We start from the raw sequence: 17,788 nt of genomic DNA on the forward strand, positions 1-17,788 counted from the left end.
GTGGGGCGCAGGCCGGGGCTGTGGGGAACGGGAAGTTTTCTGCCGCGCCACTGGCCGCCGATGATTCGAATTTGTCCGGGTGCGGATGTCGCGTGTTGTTTTGCCATTAGCCTGCCATTCACTGAGGTGCGTTACCGGTCGCAACCGTATAGGGTTGAAAGTAGCGCTATTCTAACGGGGCCGGGGCCATCGAGGAAATGCAAAGATATTCGCCTGTTGAAGGGCGTCGCAACTTCCGTCTCCCGTCGTTTTTCTCCTTGAATATTGAAACACTTGGTTACGCAGATTGTCTGCGTTCAGGGCCGTACGCCGCGTGTTGCTGCGGTCGGGAAAGTGTTAAACTCTGCTCTTTATCGACTTCATAGATTATTCATCATCTGCACTGGATGGCGAGGAGCGCAATTACAAGATGGCTAAACAGAAGAAGCGCGGATTTTTTTCCTGGCTGGGATTGGGACGTCAGGAAGAAGAAAAGACTGAGCAACCGCAGACACCCCCTGAATCAGGCGAGAAGGCGCACTCAGATCCGGATGCGCAGATCGTATCTACTGAAGCCTCGGCACCCCAAGAGGCTGAACGCCAGCCGTTGAACCCGGATGATGACGCGCCAGCGCCCGTTGAGCGCGAAGAGACCGCCGAGGTGGCGGATAACACGCCGCTCGGCGAGATGCCGGAAGAGGCGGATGTGGTCGACAAAACGGCTGATGAGCCGGTCACCGCCACCGCGGAAGAAGCGGCGCCGCAATCCGTGGAAGCATTGGACAGCCCGGTGCAAACCGCATCGCCGGAAGAGATCCTGTTGCAGGAAGAGGCGCTGGAAACCACGCGTCAGGATGTGGAAGACGCGCCGGTAGAGGATGTCTCAGCGCGCCAGTCTGCGCTGCAAGAAATTGATGAACAAGAGAGCCTGCAGCCGGGAGCCTCGCCGGAAGAGGTCGCGTCTCGCGCCCAACCGGAAGAGGAGCTGGAGCCTGAAGTCGTCGACGAGGAACCGCAAGCGGTCGTCGTTGCGCAGGCTGAAGAGCCGGAAGACGAACCCGCAGAGGCCGTCGACGAAACGGCGTTAACGCCGTCAGCGTTGCCTCAGGAGCAGGAACGTCCTACCAAAGAAGGTTTCTTTAGCCGCCTCAAGCGCAGCCTGGTGAAAACCCGGCAGAATTTGGGTTCTGGATTTGTCTCATTGTTCCGCGGCAAGAAAATTGATGACGATCTGTTCGAAGAGCTCGAAGAACAGCTGCTGATCGCGGATGTGGGGATGGATACCACCCGTAAGATCATCGCCAGCCTGACGGAACACGCCAGCCGCAAGCAGCTCAAAGACGCCGAAGCATTGATGGCGCTGTTGAAAGAAGAGATGGCCGCCATTCTGGAAAAAGTGGATGAGCCGCTGAATATCGAAGGCAAAACGCCTTTCGTGATTCTGATGGTCGGCGTGAACGGCGTGGGGAAAACCACCACCATCGGCAAAATGGCGCGCCAATATCAGGCTCAGGGCAAGTCAGTGATGCTGGCTGCGGGGGATACCTTCCGCGCGGCGGCGGTGGAACAGCTGCAGGTCTGGGGTGAGCGCAACAACGTGCCGGTCGTGGCGCAGCATACCGGTGCGGACTCCGCTTCCGTTATCTTTGACGCGATTCAGGCGGCGAAAGCGCGCGGCGTGGATGTGCTGATCGCCGATACGGCGGGCCGTCTGCAGAATAAATCCCATCTGATGGAAGAGTTGAAAAAAATCGTCCGCGTCATGAAGAAATTGGACGATCAGGCCCCGCATGAAGTGATGCTGACGCTGGACGCCAGCACCGGCCAGAATGCGGTGAGTCAGGCTAAACTGTTTAACGAGGCGGTAGGGCTGAGTGGTATCGCCCTCACCAAACTGGACGGAACGGCCAAAGGCGGCGTGATTTTCGCCATCGCCGATCAGTTCGGTATTCCTATCCGCTACATCGGGGTAGGGGAGCGCATCGAGGATTTAAGGCCATTCAAGGCTGACGATTTTATTGAGGCACTTTTTGCCCGTGAGGACTAATACGGATGATTCGTTTCGAGCAGGTCAGTAAGGCGTATCGTGGCGGTCGCCAGGCATTGCAAGGCGTTGATTTTCATGTCCGACCCGCGGAGATGGTCTTCCTGACCGGCCACTCCGGCGCAGGGAAAAGCACCCTGTTGAAGTTGATTTGCGGGATAGAACGGCCGAGCGCGGGACAGATCCTGTTCGGCGGTCATGACATCAGCCGTTTGAAGAAGAGCGAAATCCCTTTCCTGCGCCGTCAGGTCGGTATGATTTTTCAGGATCACCACCTGCTGATGGATCGCTCCGTTTATGAAAACGTGGCGATGCCGCTCATCATCGCTGGCGCATCGGTGGAAGATATTCGGCGTCGCGTGTCTGCGGCGCTGGACAAGGTGGGGCTGCTGGATAAAGCGCGCAGCTACCCCATTCAGCTCTCCGGGGGTGAACAACAGCGTGTGGGCATTGCCCGCGCGGTGGTGAACAAGCCCGTGGTGCTGCTGGCTGATGAACCGACGGGCAACCTCGACGACGAATTGTCCGAAGATATCCTGCGTCTGTTCGAAGAGTTTAACCGTGTCGGCGTTACGGTGTTGATGGCAACCCATGATACGGGGCTGATCGCCAGCCGCCGTTACCGGGTTTTGACGCTGTCTCAAGGTCATATGCTGGGAGATAACGTCAATGGCTAATCATCAGGTTCGCAGAAAAGAGAAACACAAACGTCCCGTCAGTAAGGCCCGTGCGCTGAAAGGCGGCTGGCAGGAGCAATGGCGTTACGCCTGGGGAAACACGCTGCGGGATATGCTGCGTCAGCCGCTGGCGACGTTGCTGACCATCATGGTCATCGCCATTTCCCTGACGCTGCCGAGCATCTGTTATCTGGTGTGGAAAAACGTCAGTCAGGCGGCGACGCAGTGGTATCCCACTCCTCAGCTGACCATCTATCTGGATAAGTCGCTGGACGATAAAGCGGCGGAGGGCGTAATCGCCAAGATTCAGACGACGGACGGGGTCGATAAGGTCAACTATCTGTCGCGTAATGAGGCGATGGGTGAGTTCCGCAACTGGTCTGGTTTTGGCGGCGCGTTGGATATGCTGGAAGAAAATCCGCTGCCAGCCGTAGCCATCGTGACGCCCAAAATGACGTTCCAGAGCGCGGAGACGATGACGTCCCTGCGGGACCGCATTACCGCCGTTGAAGGCGTCGATGAAGTGCGAATGGACGACAGCTGGTATTCGCGTCTGGTGGCGATGACCGGACTCGTCGGACAAATCGCCTTTACGATTGGCGTGCTGATGATCGTGGCGGTCTTCCTGGTGATCGGTAACAGTATTCGTCTGAGCATTTTCAGCCGTAGAGATACCATCAACGTCATGAAGCTGATTGGCGCGACCGATGGCTTCATTCTGCGGCCATTCCTGAACGGCGGGGCGCTGCTGGGTCTGTGCGGCGCGGTACTGTCGCTTATCTTGTCTCAGGCGCTCGTGTGGAAGCTCTCTGCAGCTACCGCGCAGGTCGCCGCCGTCTTCGGCACGACATTCGCGGTGAAAGGGATGGGCTGGGATGAAGGCCTGCTGCTGCTGCTGGTTGCCGCGATGATTGGCTGGCTGGCCGCGTGGCTGGCGACGGTCCAACATTTACGCCGCTTTACACCGGAGTAAGGGTTTTCTGATATACTCTTTCCTTGTAAAAGGGATTAAATGTCAAGGGAAGAGTATGAAAAAATCCGCTTCCGTAAACACTTTTTCTCCTGATTTATTCTTACTGCACAGCCATCTTGATATGTAAAAGAAGATGGATAAAATTGTGTGAACTTGTGAGATAAGTCACGCTCTAATAATGAGCGAATTCTAGATTTGAACGTTGATGTGGGTTAGACATTGCTTGTCATGTCCGACGACATAAACAAACCATGAGAGGGTTGAATGACCAAAGATATGCAAACTTTCACCTTAGTTCCCCAGGGCAGTCTGGAAGGGTATATTCGTGCCGCCAATGCCTATCCGATGCTGACGGCGGAGGAAGAACGGGCACTGGCTGAACGGCTGCATTTTGAGGGCGACCTGGATGCGGCTAAGCAGCTGATCCTGTCACACCTGCGCTTTGTCGTTCACGTAGCCCGCAACTATTCCGGTTATGGTCTGCCGCAGGCGGATTTGATCCAGGAAGGCAACATCGGCCTGATGAAAGCCGTGCGCCGGTTCAACCCTGATGTCGGCGTGCGACTGGTGTCTTTTGCCGTCCACTGGATCAAGGCGGAAATCCACGAATATGTGCTGCGCAACTGGCGCATCGTCAAGGTCGCCACGACCAAGGCTCAGCGTAAGCTGTTCTTTAACCTGCGTAAAACCAAGCAGCGTTTGGGCTGGTTTAATCAGGATGAAGTCGAGCTGGTCGCGCGTGAGCTGGGGGTGACCAGTAAAGACGTGCTTGAGATGGAATCCCGCATGGCGGCGCAGGACATGACTTTCGACCCGGCGCCGGAAGATGACGCGCAGCCGGGACACGGCATGGCGCCCATGCTGTACCTGCAGGACAAAACGTCCGACTTTGCCGATGGGATTGAGGAAGACAACTGGGAAAGCCATGCGGCCGATAAATTGGCCCACGCGATGGAAGGTCTGGATGAACGTAGCCAGCACATTATCCGCGCCCGTTGGCTGGACGACGATAATAAGTCCACCCTGCAGGAACTGGCCGATCGCTATGGCGTATCCGCCGAGCGTGTTCGTCAGCTGGAAAAGAACGCCATGAAAAAACTGCGCACGGCGATAGAAGCCTAAACAGGCTCACGACTGAACATCGCCGAAATCAACGGCCGGGCTTGTCCCGGCCGTTGCTGTTTTCAGGCGAGGCAAAGGCCGATAACCCAGAACGGCCCCGCCGAATTACCGGCTGTATTTCCAACCGCCGGATACCGGATCAAACCCGCAGGATCGCATAAACGCATCCATCACGCTTTCACTGACCATGGCATGATCGGCTGCATCCAGCCACCACTCTTTGACGTGCGGCAGCGCTCGCAGCACTTCTTCGACTAAATATTTCCCCACTCCTCGCCGACGCGTGACGTCCCTGATCTGCAGATCGCAGAGTTTGGCGCTGTCTTGTTTAATTTCCACGATGACGGCCCCGAGCAGGCGATCGTTGAACCGCGCGGCGAACAGCTGGTGGTCAGGGGTCAGGCTCTGCTCCAACTGCGTGAAGTTTTGATGCGGCCATAGCGGGCTTAAATCCAGCTTGTCCTGGTCGGTAAAAGAAGTCAGGCATTCCACGGTCAGTTTCATGCGATGTGCTCCGATTGATGGCGAAGACGATTGTAGTGAGTAGACGCCAGAAAGGTTGTGTAATTTTTTATGTACAGTTTACAGGGCAATGTTTTTCACTTTGGTCATTTTTCGAGTTATTAATTACCTTTCTATATGTCGGTTAGCATAACTGACTAGATATGAAGCAAACCCTGGGGATTAAGACTAAAATTTTATGCTGTTTACACCGTGACTTACTGCGTGTGCGAGTTGCTATGTAGCATAAAACTCCTGTTTAATGGCATGAAAAATAAAATCTTATTGCTAACTATTGCCAAATATTAAGCCTAACTTGTTATTACTTATAAAAAAAGCGTGAGTAGTCACGGTTGGCGCCAAAATTTATCGCAATAAATGAAAATTAGAATGGGGTAAAACGGGATGAAATTAAGCAAAGGCAAAATGTTGCTGATGGGATGTATGGCGATGACGTTGGGTCACGCTGTCAACGCGGCGGATATCAAAGTGGCCGTCGTAGGGGCCATGTCTGGCCCGGTCGCACAGTATGGCGATATGGAATTTAACGGCGCTCGTCAGGCCATCGCGGATATCAACGCCAAGGGCGGCGTCAACGGCAATAAGCTGGTCGGCGTAGAATATGATGACGCCTGCGACCCGAAACAGGCGGTCGCCGTCGCCAACAAAGTGATTAATGACGGCATCCACTATGTCATTGGTCATTTATGCTCTTCCTCCACCCAGCCCGCGTCGGATATCTACGAAGATGAAGGCGTGATCATGATTACGCCTGCCGCCACTAACGCCAACCTGACGACCCGGGGTTATGAGCTGATCCTGCGCACTACCGGGCTGGATTCCGATCAAGGCCCGACCGCCGCCAAATACATTCTTGAAACCGTGAAGCCGCAGCGTATCGCCGTCGTGCACGACAAACAGCAGTACGGTGAAGGTCTGGCGCGCGCCGTTCAGGACAACCTGAAAAAGAACAATGGCAACGTGGTCCTGTTTGAAGGTGTGACCGCTGGAGACAAAGATTTCTCTACGCTGGTGGCGCGTTTGAAGAAAGAGAACGTCGATTTTGTTTACTTCGGCGGCTACTACCCGGAAATGGGGCAGATCCTGCGCCAGGCGCGTCAGGCGGGTCTGAAAGCCAAGTTCATGGGACCGGAAGGTGTGGGTAACTCCTCACTGTCCAATATTGCGGGCGATGCCTCTGAAGGCATGCTGGTAACCCTGCCGAAACGCTACGATCAGGTGCCGGCGAACCAATCCGTCGTGGCGTCGCTGAAGGCGAAGAATCTCGACCCGTCAGGTCCGTTCGTATGGACGACGTATGCCGCGTTGCAGTCTCTGACTACGGCCATGCAGCGTTCCGGCAGCATGGAGCCCGCCAAACTGGCCGCCGATCTGAAGGCCAAGCCGGTAGAAACGGTGATGGGTCCGCTGAGCTGGGATGAAAAAGGTGACCTGAAAGGGTTTGAGTTTGGTGTATTTGAGTGGCACGCAGACGGTACTTCCTCCTCCGTGAAGTGATTGACTGGATCCGTATTACTCCCTGAATACCGTTGTCCTTCCGTCTTCTGACGGCGGGGCAACGTCAAAGGTTTAAGGTATGTCCGAGCAGTTCCTCTATTTCATTCAGCAGATGTCCAACGGTTTGACGTTGGGCAGCACCTATGCGCTGATCGCCATTGGTTACACCATGGTTTACGGCATTATCGGCATGATTAACTTCGCCCACGGCGAAGTGTATATGATCGGTAGCTATGTCTCCTTTATTGTGATTGCCGCCCTGATGATGATGGGTATCGACACCGGCTGGCTGCTGATCAGCGTCGCCTTTGTCGCGGCGGTCGTGATTTCCAGCGCGTATGGCTGGAGCATTGAGCGCGTGGCTTACAAGCCAGTGCGCAGCTCCAAACGTCTGATTGCGCTGATTTCCGCCATTGGGATGTCTATTTTCCTGCAGAACTACGTCAGCCTGACTCAGGGATCGCGCGACGTGGCACTGCCTAGCCTGATCCACGGCCAGTGGATACTGGGTGAAAGTAACGGCTTTGCCGCCACCCTCAGTACGATGCAGCTGACCATCTGGGTGGTCACCTTCCTGACCATGCTGGCGCTGACGCTGTTTATTCGCTATTCGCGTATGGGCCGCGCCTGCCGCGCCTGTGCTGAAGATTTGAAAATGGCCAGCCTGCTGGGTATCAGTACGGACCGGGTAATCTCGCTGACGTTTGTGATCGGTGCGGCGATGGCCGCAGTCGCCGGTGTCCTGCTGGGACAATTTTACGGCGTGATCAACCCCTATATCGGCTTTATGGCCGGTATGAAGGCGTTTACCGCCGCGGTACTGGGCGGTATCGGTAGCATTCCCGGCGCGATGATCGGCGGCCTGATTCTGGGTATTGCGGAAGCGCTGACATCCGCTTATCTGAGCACAGAATACAAAGACGTGGTGTCGTTCGCCCTGTTGATTGTCGTGCTGCTGGTGATGCCTACCGGTATTCTGGGTCGCCCGGAGGTGGAGAAGGTATGAAACAGCATAACGTCTTCAACGCCTTCTTCTCAGCGTTTGTCCTGCTGGTGCTGGCCTCATTCATGATGGGGATGCAGTTGAGTCTGGACGGCACGAAGCTGGTGGTTCATGGCGCGGATAAAGTGCGCTGGTACTGGATTGCCGCAGGCTGTGTCGTGGTTTTTCTGTTCCAACTGCTGCGTCCTCTGCTGGCGCGGGGCGCGCAGCAATTTTCCGGTAAAGGTCTGGTGCTGCCGAGCTTTGACGGCAGTACACCTCGGCAAAAACTGCTGGCGCTGCTGCTGATTGTTGCTGCGGTGGCCTGGCCATTTATCGTCTCCCGCGGCACGGTCGACATCGCCACGCTGACGCTGATTTATATCATGCTGGGTCTGGGTCTGAACGTGGTGGTGGGCCTGTCCGGCCTGCTGGTTCTGGGCTACAGCGGCTTCTATGCGATTGGCGCCTACACCTATGCGTTGCTGAGCAATTACTACGGGCTTGGCTTCTGGCAGTCTCTGCCTCTGGCGGGCCTGACGGCGGCGCTGTCCGGCTTTCTGCTGGGGTTCCCGGTGCTCAGGCTGCGCGGGGATTATCTGGCGATCGTGACGCTAGGATTTGGCGAAATCGTCCGTATCCTTCTGCTCAACAACACCGCGTGGACCGGCGGCCCGAACGGCATCAGCCAAATTCCCAAGCCAACGCTGTTCGGACTGGAGTTCAGCCGCACGCCGCGCGAAGGGGGATGGGATACGTTCCACAATTTCTTCGGGCTCGCTTACGATCCCGGCGACCGCATCATCTTCCTATATCTGGTCGCGTTGCTGCTGGTGGTACTGACGTTGTTCATCATCAACCGCCTGCTGCGTATGCCGCTGGGGCGGGCATGGGAAGCGCTGCGCGAAGATGAAATCGCCTGCCGCTCTCTGGGCCTCAGCCCGACCAAAATCAAACTGACGGCCTTTACCATCAGCGCCGCGTTTGCGGGCTTTGCCGGCACGCTGTTTGCCGCCCGTCAGGGATTTATCAGCCCCGAGTCGTTTACCTTCGCCGAGTCCGCCTTCGTGCTGGCTATCGTCGTGCTGGGCGGTATGGGGTCGCAGTTCGCGGTCATTCTGGCAGCGGTGCTGCTGGTGGTTTCCCGTGAGCTGATGCGCGATCTCAACGAGTACAGCATGCTGTTGCTGGGCGCCCTGATGGTGCTGATGATGATCTGGCGTCCGCAGGGACTGTTGCCGATGAAACGGCCGCAGATGAAGCTGAAGGTTGAGGATAAGGAAGGACAGGCATGAGTACGCAGCCATTATTATCGGTACGGGGCCTGATGATGCGTTTCGGCGGTCTGTTGGCCGTCAACAATGTTGAGCTGGATCTGCATGCCGGTGAAATCGTCTCGTTGATTGGTCCCAACGGCGCGGGCAAGACCACTATTTTTAACTGTCTGACCGGATTTTATCGCCCGACCGGCGGCACGATTCTGTTACGCGATCAGCATCTCGAATCGCTGCCAGGACAGCAGATCGCCCGAATGGGCGTTGTGCGTACGTTCCAGCATGTGCGTTTGTTCCGAGAGATGACGGTGATTGAAAACCTGCTGGTCGCTCAGCATCAGCACCTGAAAAGCGGTGTCTTCGCCGGCCTATTAAAAACGCCCGCCTTTCGCCGCGCGGAAGCGGACGCGCAGGCGCGCGCCGTCACCTGGCTGGAGCGAGTCGGGCTGCTGGATCTGGCGAACCGTCAGGCTGGCAATCTGGCTTATGGGCAGCAGCGCCGGTTGGAAATCGCCCGCTGTATGGTGACGCGTCCGGAGTTGTTGATGCTGGACGAACCGGCCGCAGGTTTGAACCCGAAAGAGACCGACGAGCTGAACGACCTGATTGTCGATCTGCGTGATAACCATCAGGTCTCCGTCCTGCTGATTGAACACGATATGAAACTGGTGATGGGCATTTCAAACCGTATCTACGTGGTGAATCAGGGGACGCCGCTGGCACAGGGCACGCCGGCAGAGATTCGTAATAACCCGGATGTGATCCGTGCCTATCTGGGTGAAGGATAAGGTTATGTTGTCATTAAATCAGGTATCGGCGCATTACGGTAAAATCCAGGCGCTGCATCAGGTCGACCTGCATATCAATCAGGGCGAAATCGTCACCCTGATCGGCGCCAACGGCGCAGGAAAAACAACGCTGCTGGGGACGCTGTGCGGTGACCCGCGAGCGTCTACCGGGTCCATCGTGTTCGACGGAAAGGAGATTACCGATTGGCCGACGGCGCGGATCATGCGCGAAGCCATCGCAATCGTACCCGAAGGACGTCGGGTCTTTTCCCGCATGACGGTGGAAGAAAATCTGGCGATGGGCGGCTTTTTCGCCGAACGTGAGCAGTATGACGCGCGTATCGAACGGGTGTATACGCTGTTTCCGCGCCTGCATGAACGTCGTTCTCAGCGCTCGGGCACCATGTCCGGCGGTGAACAGCAGATGCTGGCGATTGGCCGCGCGTTAATGAGCCAACCGCGTCTGCTGTTACTGGATGAACCGTCGCTGGGACTGGCGCCGATTGTGATTCAGCAGATTTTCGACACCATTCAGCAGCTACGAGAAGAAGGGATGACCATCTTCCTGGTGGAGCAGAACGCCAATCAGGCGTTGCGTCTTGCCGATCGCGGTTATGTTCTGGAAAATGGACGCGTGGTGCTGGAAGATACCGGTGCGGCGCTGTTGGCGAATGAAGCGGTGCGCTCCGCCTATCTGGGCGGTTAAACTTTTCTTTGGCCGGGGTTCTCCCGGCCTGTTTCTATTATTCCCTCTTTTTCATGAGTGAGCATTGTTATGGCAATGGGTAAGTTGGTGGCGCAGCGGATGGAGCGGCTCAAAAGCTCCGCGATTCGAGAATTGCTGAAGCACAGCAAAATGGATGGCGTGATTTCGTTGGCCGGAGGGATCCCTTCGGACGCGCTGTTTGACTTTGATGGCCTGCGGCAGGCGACGGAACTGGCGATTGTCGAACAGCCAAAAGCGGCGTTCCAGTACGGCCTGACCGAAGGCAGCCCGGTGCTGCGTGAACGCATTGTCGAGCTGTGCGAACGGCGCGGCGTACAAACTTGTGCGGACGATATCGTCGTCACCGCAGGCTCCCAGCAGGCGCTGGATTTGGTCATGCGCGCGACGGTCGATCCGCAGGATGTTTTCGTCGTTGAGCGACCGACCTACCTGGCGGCGCTGCAGACGTTGGAACTGGCGGAAGCGCAGATTATGTCGGTCTCTTCCGACGAACACGGCATGGTCGTTGACGAACTGGAAGCACTGCTGGCGACGCAGCGTATCAAAGGCGTTTATCTGGTGCCGAACTTCGGCAACCCCAGCGGCGTTTCGCTGAGCGAGGCTAGGCGCAAGCAGCTGGTTGCGCTGGCCGCGAAGCATGATTTCCTGATTATCGAGGACGATCCCTACGGTGAACTGCGGTTTACCGAGACGCGCCATGCAACGCTGTATCAGCTGGCGAAAGAGGCCGGACACGCCGATCGCGTGGTTTACCTCTCCTCGTTCTCCAAGGTGCTGGCGCCGGGCCTGCGTTTGGGGTGGGCCGTACTGCCCGAGTGGTTGCTGCACAACGTGGCGATCATCAAGCAGGCTGCGGACTTGCACGCCAGCGCGCTGTCTCAGGCCATTGTGGAGAACTATTTAGGATTGGGTCGTCTGCCGAAGCAGATTGAAACCATCCGTCATGCTTATCGGCAAAAAGGCGAGCGCCTTTCCGCGTTGGTGGAAGAGCAGCTCGGCGATGTGCTGACCTTCAATCAGCCAGAAGGCGGCATGTTCCTGTGGGCGCGCTTCCGTGAGACGTTCGACACGACCGAATGGCTGAAGAAAACGTTGGCAGAAGGCGTGGTGTTCGTGCCGGGCGAGTTCTTCTTCGCCGAACAGCCGGACCGTTCGACGCTGCGCCTGTCTTTCGCGACCGCGACGGAAGAGCAGATGCATGAAGCCGTAGCGCGTCTGCGCCGGGCGCTGTAACTCAGCGCTGTAAAAAGCCCCGCATGAAAGCGGGGCTGTAGAAGGGATTCGCGGTTGCCCTCCTGAAAAGTCGCCAACGCGTAAGGCCAATGGCCGAACTAACATGTGGTGTCGTTTTCAGGCGGTAACTCGCCGGAGCGCCGCATTATCGCGGCGGCTCCGTGGGGAATATCAGAAGCGTTCCCAGTCGTCTTCGCCGCCGCCCGCGTTTGCCAATGCGGGTTTCGGCTGAGACGCGACTGCCGGTCTTTTGACAGGTGCTTTAGCGCCGGGCAGTGAGTGCGCGCCTTCCACTTTAAATACCTGCATCAGTTCGACCAGATTGGACGCCTGAGAGCTGAGGCTGTCTGCGGCGCTGGCGGACTCTTCGACCAACGCGGCGTTCTGCTGAGTCACCTGATCAAGCTGGTTCACCGCATCGTTAATCTGGGTGATGCCATCCTGCTGTTCGTGGGTGGTGACGCCGATTTCGCTAATCAGATCCGCGACGCGGTGAGCCTGATTAACGATGTCATCCATCGTTGTCCCCGCGTTGCCGACCAGTTTAGAACCGGTTTCCACTTTCTCCACGCTTTCCGTGATGAGGTCTTTGATCTCTTTGGCTGCGGAGGCGGAACGCTGCGCCAGAGAGCGAACTTCACCTGCCACGACCGCAAATCCACGTCCCTGTTCACCCGCTCGAGCGGCTTCTACCGCGGCGTTCAGCGCCAGAATATTGGTCTGGAACGCAATGCCATCAATGACGCTGATGATGTCGCTGATTTTGTGAGAGCTGGAGGTGATCTCGTTCATGGTGTTGACGACGTCGCTGACCACGGTGTTGCCTTTGGTCGCAGAGTCGCTGGCGGACTTCGCCAGTTCCGTCGCCATGCGCACGGTATCCACGTTCTGCTTGACGGTCTGGCTGATCTGCTCCATCGACGCTGCCGTCTGCTGGAGATTCGCCGCCTGTTCTTCGGTACGCTGGCTCAGATCGGTGTTGCCCATGGCGATCTGGCTGGAGCCGGTAGCAATAGATTCGCTGCTCTGGCGAACCTGATTCACCATATTGTTCAGGCCGTTGCGCATTTCGTTCATGGCGGCGAGCAGGCTGGACGTATCTTTATCACGCAGCTGGACGCGAACAGCCAGGTCCCCTGTGGAGATGGCTCTGGCGATTTCAGCAGCATAGGTTGGTTCACCGCCCAACTGGTTGATGATGCGGCGGGTAATCAGCCAGGCAATTATTCCGCCCAGTACGGCGACGAGGACGGCTAAAGCCACCATCACCGCACCGGAGCGGTTGGCCTGATGACCAGACTGTTCGGCGTCGCTGATGGTGGTTTCTTTCTGGTAGTTCAGAATGTTGTCGACGGCCTTGAAGATTTTGTCCTGCTCATCGTGTACCTCGGTGAGGATGGTGTCTCTGGCCTCTTCCTGCCGGCTGGCCAGTCCTAACGTGAGCGCTTTTCTGACGGCGGCGACATAACCCGGCTGAACCTGAGATAGCTGGTTAACCAGATTCGACATTTCCTGTGAGGCAACGGAGCGGCTGACTTCATTCAATGTGGCGGTATTGATTGTGATGATGTCTTCAATCTGCTTCTGTCGGCTCAGCATTTGATCGCGATCTTTCAGCAGCGCGATATCACGAACGGAGCGGGCAACGATGTTGACGTTGTCTTTAAACTCCTGGAACTGCAGTAGACGGGTAATGCGGAGCTCGGACAACGTCTGAACGTTGGCGCTGATGTGCTTTAGCTGAAACAGGCCGAACAGGGCGACCAAAAAGCCGATAGCAATGACCAGCGAAAAACCGCTGCCCAGCATGGTGCTGAGCTTCATGTTTTTTAGCAATTTCATAATGTCCCTTTGGGTTGGCGGACACCTGATTTTTCATGGTGAAGTCCGGGTGTCTAAAAAATGTAAAGCGGGGCCGAGCGCGGTATGTCATTGGCAATCGCCTTTACTGCCATATGGCGACATACCATTTAGGAACCCTCAGGGGTCTTTATCGGCTGCGTTCCTTGAGCCTGTACCATCAATTTTCAAAACATGTTGATAACAGAACGCCTGTGAGCGGGGTGTAATGTTAGGGAGATGACAGAAAGCTTAAAAAGCGATGCTCAGCGGTAACTTTGCGCCTGAAATCAGCCGGCAAACGCACGTCACCCTTTTACCCGCAGGGTTTTTTCTCAGCGTAGTGCGGGCGGTGAATGACTCGGCTTCACCCTGTTTGATGCCGCCTCTTTTCGCGCGTTGTGCTGACCGCGTTCCCCTCCGGTTTGTCATTTTTTTGTCATTTGAAAGTTATTTTTATGTCATCTGCACATGTCATGTTACCTGCCACATTTATGACTCCCTTCGGGAGTTAAACGGTATTTTTGCAGGAGACTGGCATGTTGAAACACGCAATCCGCACCGTCGCCGCCAGCGCCGTCATGGCGATCACCCTCACTTCTCAGGCGCAGGCGGTAACCGACGTCCCGTTCTGGCATGCGATGGAAGGGGAACTGGGAAAAACGGTTAATTCGTTGGCGGACCGCTTTAACCAGAGCCAGAACGACGTCAGGATTGTGCCCGTCTACAAGGGCAACTACGAACAGACGCTGGCGGCAGGGATTGCCGCCTACCGCAGCGGGAATGCGCCTGCGATCCTGCAGGTCTATGAGGTGGGCACCGCCACCATGATGGCGAGTAAGGCCATCAAACCGGTTTATGAGGTATTCCAACAGTCGGGCGTGCCGTTCGATGAGAGCGTATTCGTGCCGACGGTCTCCGGCTATTACACCGATGCCAAAAGCGGTCATCTGTTGTCCCAGCCGTTTAACAGCTCCACGCCGGTGCTTTATTACAACAAGGATGCATTTAAAAAGGCGGGACTGGATCCGGAACAGCCGCCAAAAACCTGGCAGCAGATGGCGGAATACACAGCCAAACTACGCGCCTCCGGCATGAAATGCGGTTACTCCAGCGGCTGGCAGGGATGGATTCAGCTCGAAAACTTCAGCGCCTGGCATGGTCTGCCGTTCGCGAGTCAAAACAACGGTTTTGACGGCGCTGACGCCGTGCTTGAGTTCAATCAGCCCGTTCAGGTCAAACACATCGCCATGCTGGAGGCCATGAACAAGAAAGGGGACTTCACCTACTACGGGCGCAAGGACGAATCGACAGAGAAATTCTATAACGGCGACTGCGCCATGATCACGGCCTCCTCTGGTTCGCTGGCGGGCATTCGTCAGTACGCCAAATTCCACTTCGGCGTTGGCATGATGCCGTATGACGCCGACGTGAAGGGCGCGCCCCAAAACGCCATTATCGGCGGAGCTAGCCTCTGGGTGATGAACGGCAAGGATCCCGCCACCTATCATGGCGTAGCCGAGTTCATGCAGTTCCTGGCGAAGCCGGAGATCGCCGCCGAGTGGCATCAGAAAACCGGCTATCTGCCCATTACTTCTGCCGCTTATGACCTGACGCGCCAGCAGGGCTTCTATGAGAAGAACCCCGGCGCGGATATCGCCACCCGTCAGATGCTGAACAAGCCGCCGTTGCCGTTCACCAAAGGTCTGCGTCTGGGCAACATGCTGCAAATCCGCACTATCGTGGACGAAGAGATGGAGAGCGTCTGGACCGGCAAGAAAACGCCGCAGCAGGCGCTGGATGCCGCGGTACAGCGGGGAAATATGCAACTGCGTCGCTTCGAACAATCCACCCGGTAAGTGTGTTTTAGGCCGAAAGGACTCGGCCTGTCCCTATTGAGATTATCCGATGAATGCTTCCCGCCCCGTTTTTGGCCGCAGCTGGCTACCTTATGCGCTGGTGCTTCCGCAGCTGGCGATTACGGCGATATTCTTCCTCTGGCCCGCCGGGCAAGCGCTGTGGTACTCCGTGCAGGACGTCGATCCGTTCGGGCTGTCGAGCCGGTTTGCCGGGCTGAATAACTTTACCCAGCTGTTTCACGATCCCTACTATCTCGAGTCGTTCTACACCACCCTGTGGTTCAGCGGGCTGGTCACGTTTTTCGGGCTGGTCATCTCCCTGTTTCTGGCGGCGTTGGTCAATCATGTGACGCGGGGTCGGCGGATTTACCAGACGTTGCTGATCCTGCCCTATGCCATCGCGCCCGCGGTGGCGGCGGTGCTGTGGATGTTCTTGTTTAATCCGGGGCTGGGCATCATCGCCTACTGGCTGCATCACCTGGGCTATGACTGGAACCATGCTCAGAACAGCGGTCAGGCGATGCTGCTGGTGGTGGTGGCGTCGGTCTGGAAACAGATCAGCTACAACTTCCTGTTTTTCCTGGCGGCGTTGCAGTCTGTGCCGCGCTCTCTGATCGAAGCCGCTGCGATTGACGGCGCGGGGCCGGTGCGGCGTTTCTTCAATGTAGTGCTGCCGCTGATCTCGCCGGTAAGCTTCTTCTTGCTGGTGGTCAATCTGGTCTACGCATTCTTCGACACCTTCCCGGTGATTGACGCCGCGACGGCAGGCGGCCCGGTGCAGGCTACAACCACGTTGATTTATAAGGTATATCGCGAAGGCTTTGCCGGATTGGACCTCGCCAGTTCGGCCGCGCAGTCGGTGGTGCTGATGGTACTGGTGATCGTGCTGACGGTGATTCAGTTCCGCTTCGTGGAGCGTAAGGTGAACTATCAATGATTGAGATTCGTCGCGGGCTGGATATTTTCAGCCATGTCATGTTGGCGGTTGCGCTGCTGGTAGTACTGTTTCCGCTGTATATCGCGGTGGTGACGGCGACGCTGGATCAGGCGCAGGCTTCGCAGGCGCCGATGACGCTCATCCCCGGCAGCCATCTCTGGCAGAACCTCACTACCATCTGGCAGCATGGTGTCGGCAACAACAACAGCGCGCCGTTCGGCTGGCTGCTAATCAACAGTTTCATCATGGCGTTGACCATCACGGTGGGGAAAATCAGCGTATCGATGCTGTCCGCCTACGCCATGGTGTATTTCCGCTTTCCCCTGCGGCAGGTCTTTTTCTGGATGATTTTCACCACCCTGATGCTGCCGGTGGAGGTGCGTATTTTCCCGACGGTGGAGGTGATTTCTCATCTCGGCATGATGAACAGCTACACCGGTTTGACGCTGCCGCTGATGGCTTCGGCCACTGCAACCTTTCTGTTCCGGCAGTGTTTCATGACGCTGCCGAATGAACTGATGGAAGCGGCGCGTATCGACGGCGCAGGACCGATGCGCTTTTTCTTCGACATGGTGCTGCCGTTATCTAAAACCAATTTGGCGGCGCTGTTCGTGATTATTTTCATCTACGGCTGGAACCAGTATCTGTGGCCGCTGCTGATTGTGAGCGATACGCGTCTCGGCACCGCCGTGGCGGGTATTCAGAGCATGATCGCCAGCAGCGACAGCCCGACTCGCTGGGAGCATGTGATGGCGGCGATGCTGCTCACCATGCTGCCGCCGATGTTGGTTGTGCTGCTGATGCAGCGCTGGTTTGTCCGTGGGCTGGTCGACAGTGAGAAATAAGACGCTATGACATCGTTAAAACTACAGGCCGTCACCAAATCCTACGACGGCAAAACGCAGATCATCAAACCCATCAACCTGGACGTGGCCGATGGGGAGTTCGTCGTGCTGGTTGGCCCGTCGGGCTGCGGTAAGTCAACGTTGCTGCGCATGGTCGCCGGTCTGGAACAGACCACCAGCGGCGATATTTATATTGGCGACGAGCGCGTCACGGAAAAAGAGCCGAAAGATCGCGGCATTGCGATGGTGTTTCAGAATTACGCGCTTTATCCGCACATGAGCGTCTATCAAAACATGGCCTACGGGCTGAAGATTCGCGGTCTGGGCAAAGAGCAGATCCGTAAACGGGTCGAGGAAGCCGCACGTATTCTGGAGCTGCTGCCGTTACTGGAACGCAAACCGCGCGAGCTGTCCGGCGGCCAGCGCCAGCGGGTAGCGATGGGCCGCGCCATCGTGCGAGAACCGGCGGTGTTTCTGTTCGACGAACCGT

Annotated in this window: 17 protein-coding genes; 14 read left to right on the top strand and 3 right to left on the bottom strand. The window is 56.6% G+C overall.

The genetic code is table 11. The annotated features are described in order from the left end of the window. Nucleotides 1-107 (bottom strand): RsmD family RNA methyltransferase (locus tag Q7O77_RS05025; protein WP_304163974.1); only part of this gene is annotated, 107 nt, incomplete at its 3' end. Nucleotides 108-409: 302 nt separating this feature from the next. Between Q7O77_RS05025 and ftsY the strand changes: the two genes are divergently transcribed. From ftsY to rpoH, 4 genes are all read left to right on the top strand, one after another. Further along, entirely contained in the window at nt 410-2,026 is a 1,617-nt protein-coding gene (gene ftsY, locus Q7O77_RS05030; RefSeq protein WP_304163948.1) for a signal recognition particle-docking protein FtsY, read from the top strand. A 5-nt stretch (nt 2,027-2,031) separates the two neighbouring features. Next, nucleotides 2,032-2,700 carry a cell division ATP-binding protein FtsE gene (gene ftsE, locus Q7O77_RS05035; RefSeq protein WP_085652321.1) on the top strand — a complete coding sequence of 223 codons (669 nt, stop codon included), beginning with the start codon at nt 2,032-2,034 and terminating at the stop codon, nt 2,698-2,700. Beyond that, nucleotides 2,693-3,673: a permease-like cell division protein FtsX gene (gene ftsX / locus Q7O77_RS05040; RefSeq protein WP_304163951.1), complete on the top strand. Its 981-nt coding sequence runs from the start codon at nt 2,693-2,695 to the stop codon at nt 3,671-3,673. Before ftsE ends, ftsX begins: the two co-directional genes overlap by 8 nt. Before the next feature lie 264 nt (nt 3,674-3,937). Beyond that, on the top strand, nt 3,938-4,795 hold the full coding sequence (gene rpoH, locus Q7O77_RS05045; protein WP_085652319.1) for an RNA polymerase sigma factor RpoH: 858 nt from the start codon (nt 3,938-3,940) through the stop codon (nt 4,793-4,795). Nucleotides 4,796-4,900: 105 nt separating this feature from the next. Here the strand turns inward: rpoH and panM are convergent, their stop codons facing one another. Continuing rightward, the gene (gene panM / locus Q7O77_RS05050; protein ID WP_304163953.1) at nt 4,901-5,299 is read right to left on the bottom strand and encodes an aspartate 1-decarboxylase autocleavage activator PanM; all 399 of its coding nucleotides are present in this window, start codon (nt 5,297-5,299) and stop codon (nt 4,901-4,903) included. Between the two features lie 402 nt (nt 5,300-5,701). On the opposite strand from panM, the gene Q7O77_RS05055 reads away from it, so the two are divergent. The 6 genes from Q7O77_RS05055 (at nt 5,702) to Q7O77_RS05080 (ending at nt 11,818) form a co-directional block, all read left to right on the top strand. Beyond that, nucleotides 5,702-6,814, top strand: a complete 1,113-nt coding sequence (locus Q7O77_RS05055) for a branched-chain amino acid ABC transporter substrate-binding protein (RefSeq protein WP_304163955.1) — start codon at nt 5,702-5,704, stop codon at nt 6,812-6,814. A gap of 79 nt (nt 6,815-6,893) precedes the next feature. Continuing rightward, nucleotides 6,894-7,820 (top strand): high-affinity branched-chain amino acid ABC transporter permease LivH, encoded by a 927-nt coding sequence (livH, locus tag Q7O77_RS05060; protein WP_085652316.1) that lies wholly within the window; start codon nt 6,894-6,896, stop codon nt 7,818-7,820. Beyond that, a complete protein-coding gene (locus Q7O77_RS05065) occupies nt 7,817-9,091 on the top strand; it encodes a high-affinity branched-chain amino acid ABC transporter permease LivM (protein ID WP_304163958.1) in 1,275 nt (424 codons plus the stop codon). Before livH ends, Q7O77_RS05065 begins: the two co-directional genes overlap by 4 nt. After that, the gene (livG, locus tag Q7O77_RS05070) at nt 9,088-9,858 is read left to right on the top strand and encodes a high-affinity branched-chain amino acid ABC transporter ATP-binding protein LivG (RefSeq protein ID WP_085652314.1); all 771 of its coding nucleotides are present in this window, start codon (nt 9,088-9,090) and stop codon (nt 9,856-9,858) included. The genes Q7O77_RS05065 and livG overlap by 4 nt, the downstream gene beginning before the upstream one ends. Before the next feature lie 4 nt (nt 9,859-9,862). Then, a complete protein-coding gene (gene livF / locus Q7O77_RS05075; RefSeq protein ID WP_304163960.1) occupies nt 9,863-10,564 on the top strand; it encodes a high-affinity branched-chain amino acid ABC transporter ATP-binding protein LivF in 702 nt (233 codons plus the stop codon). Between the two features lie 69 nt (nt 10,565-10,633). Then, on the top strand, nt 10,634-11,818 hold the full coding sequence (locus Q7O77_RS05080) for a PLP-dependent aminotransferase family protein (protein ID WP_304163962.1): 1,185 nt from the start codon (nt 10,634-10,636) through the stop codon (nt 11,816-11,818). A 171-nt stretch (nt 11,819-11,989) separates the two neighbouring features. On the opposite strand, the gene Q7O77_RS05085 is transcribed toward Q7O77_RS05080, so the two are convergent. After that, the gene (locus tag Q7O77_RS05085) at nt 11,990-13,660 is read right to left on the bottom strand and encodes a methyl-accepting chemotaxis protein (protein ID WP_304163964.1); all 1,671 of its coding nucleotides are present in this window, start codon (nt 13,658-13,660) and stop codon (nt 11,990-11,992) included. 536 nt (nt 13,661-14,196) lie between these two features. On the opposite strand from Q7O77_RS05085, the gene ugpB reads away from it, so the two are divergent. The 4 genes from ugpB to Q7O77_RS05105 all read left to right on the top strand — a co-directional run. Continuing rightward, on the top strand, nt 14,197-15,516 hold the full coding sequence (gene ugpB, locus Q7O77_RS05090; protein WP_304163966.1) for a sn-glycerol-3-phosphate ABC transporter substrate-binding protein UgpB: 1,320 nt from the start codon (nt 14,197-14,199) through the stop codon (nt 15,514-15,516). Between the two features lie 49 nt (nt 15,517-15,565). Continuing rightward, complete coding sequence (gene ugpA, locus Q7O77_RS05095) at nt 15,566-16,453, top strand: sn-glycerol-3-phosphate ABC transporter permease UgpA (RefSeq protein ID WP_304163968.1); 888 nt, start codon at nt 15,566-15,568, stop codon at nt 16,451-16,453. Beyond that, a complete protein-coding gene (gene ugpE, locus Q7O77_RS05100; protein WP_304163970.1) occupies nt 16,450-17,298 on the top strand; it encodes a sn-glycerol-3-phosphate ABC transporter permease UgpE in 849 nt (282 codons plus the stop codon). Before ugpA ends, ugpE begins: the two co-directional genes overlap by 4 nt. Before the next feature lie 6 nt (nt 17,299-17,304). After that, nucleotides 17,305-17,788, top strand: a 484-nt coding sequence (locus Q7O77_RS05105; RefSeq protein WP_304163972.1) for an ATP-binding cassette domain-containing protein, incomplete at its 3' end; no start/stop codon positions are given.

This window comes from Lonsdalea britannica (assembly GCF_946477055.1).
GTDB classification, from domain to species: Bacteria; Pseudomonadota; Gammaproteobacteria; order Enterobacterales; family Enterobacteriaceae; genus Lonsdalea; species Lonsdalea britannica_A.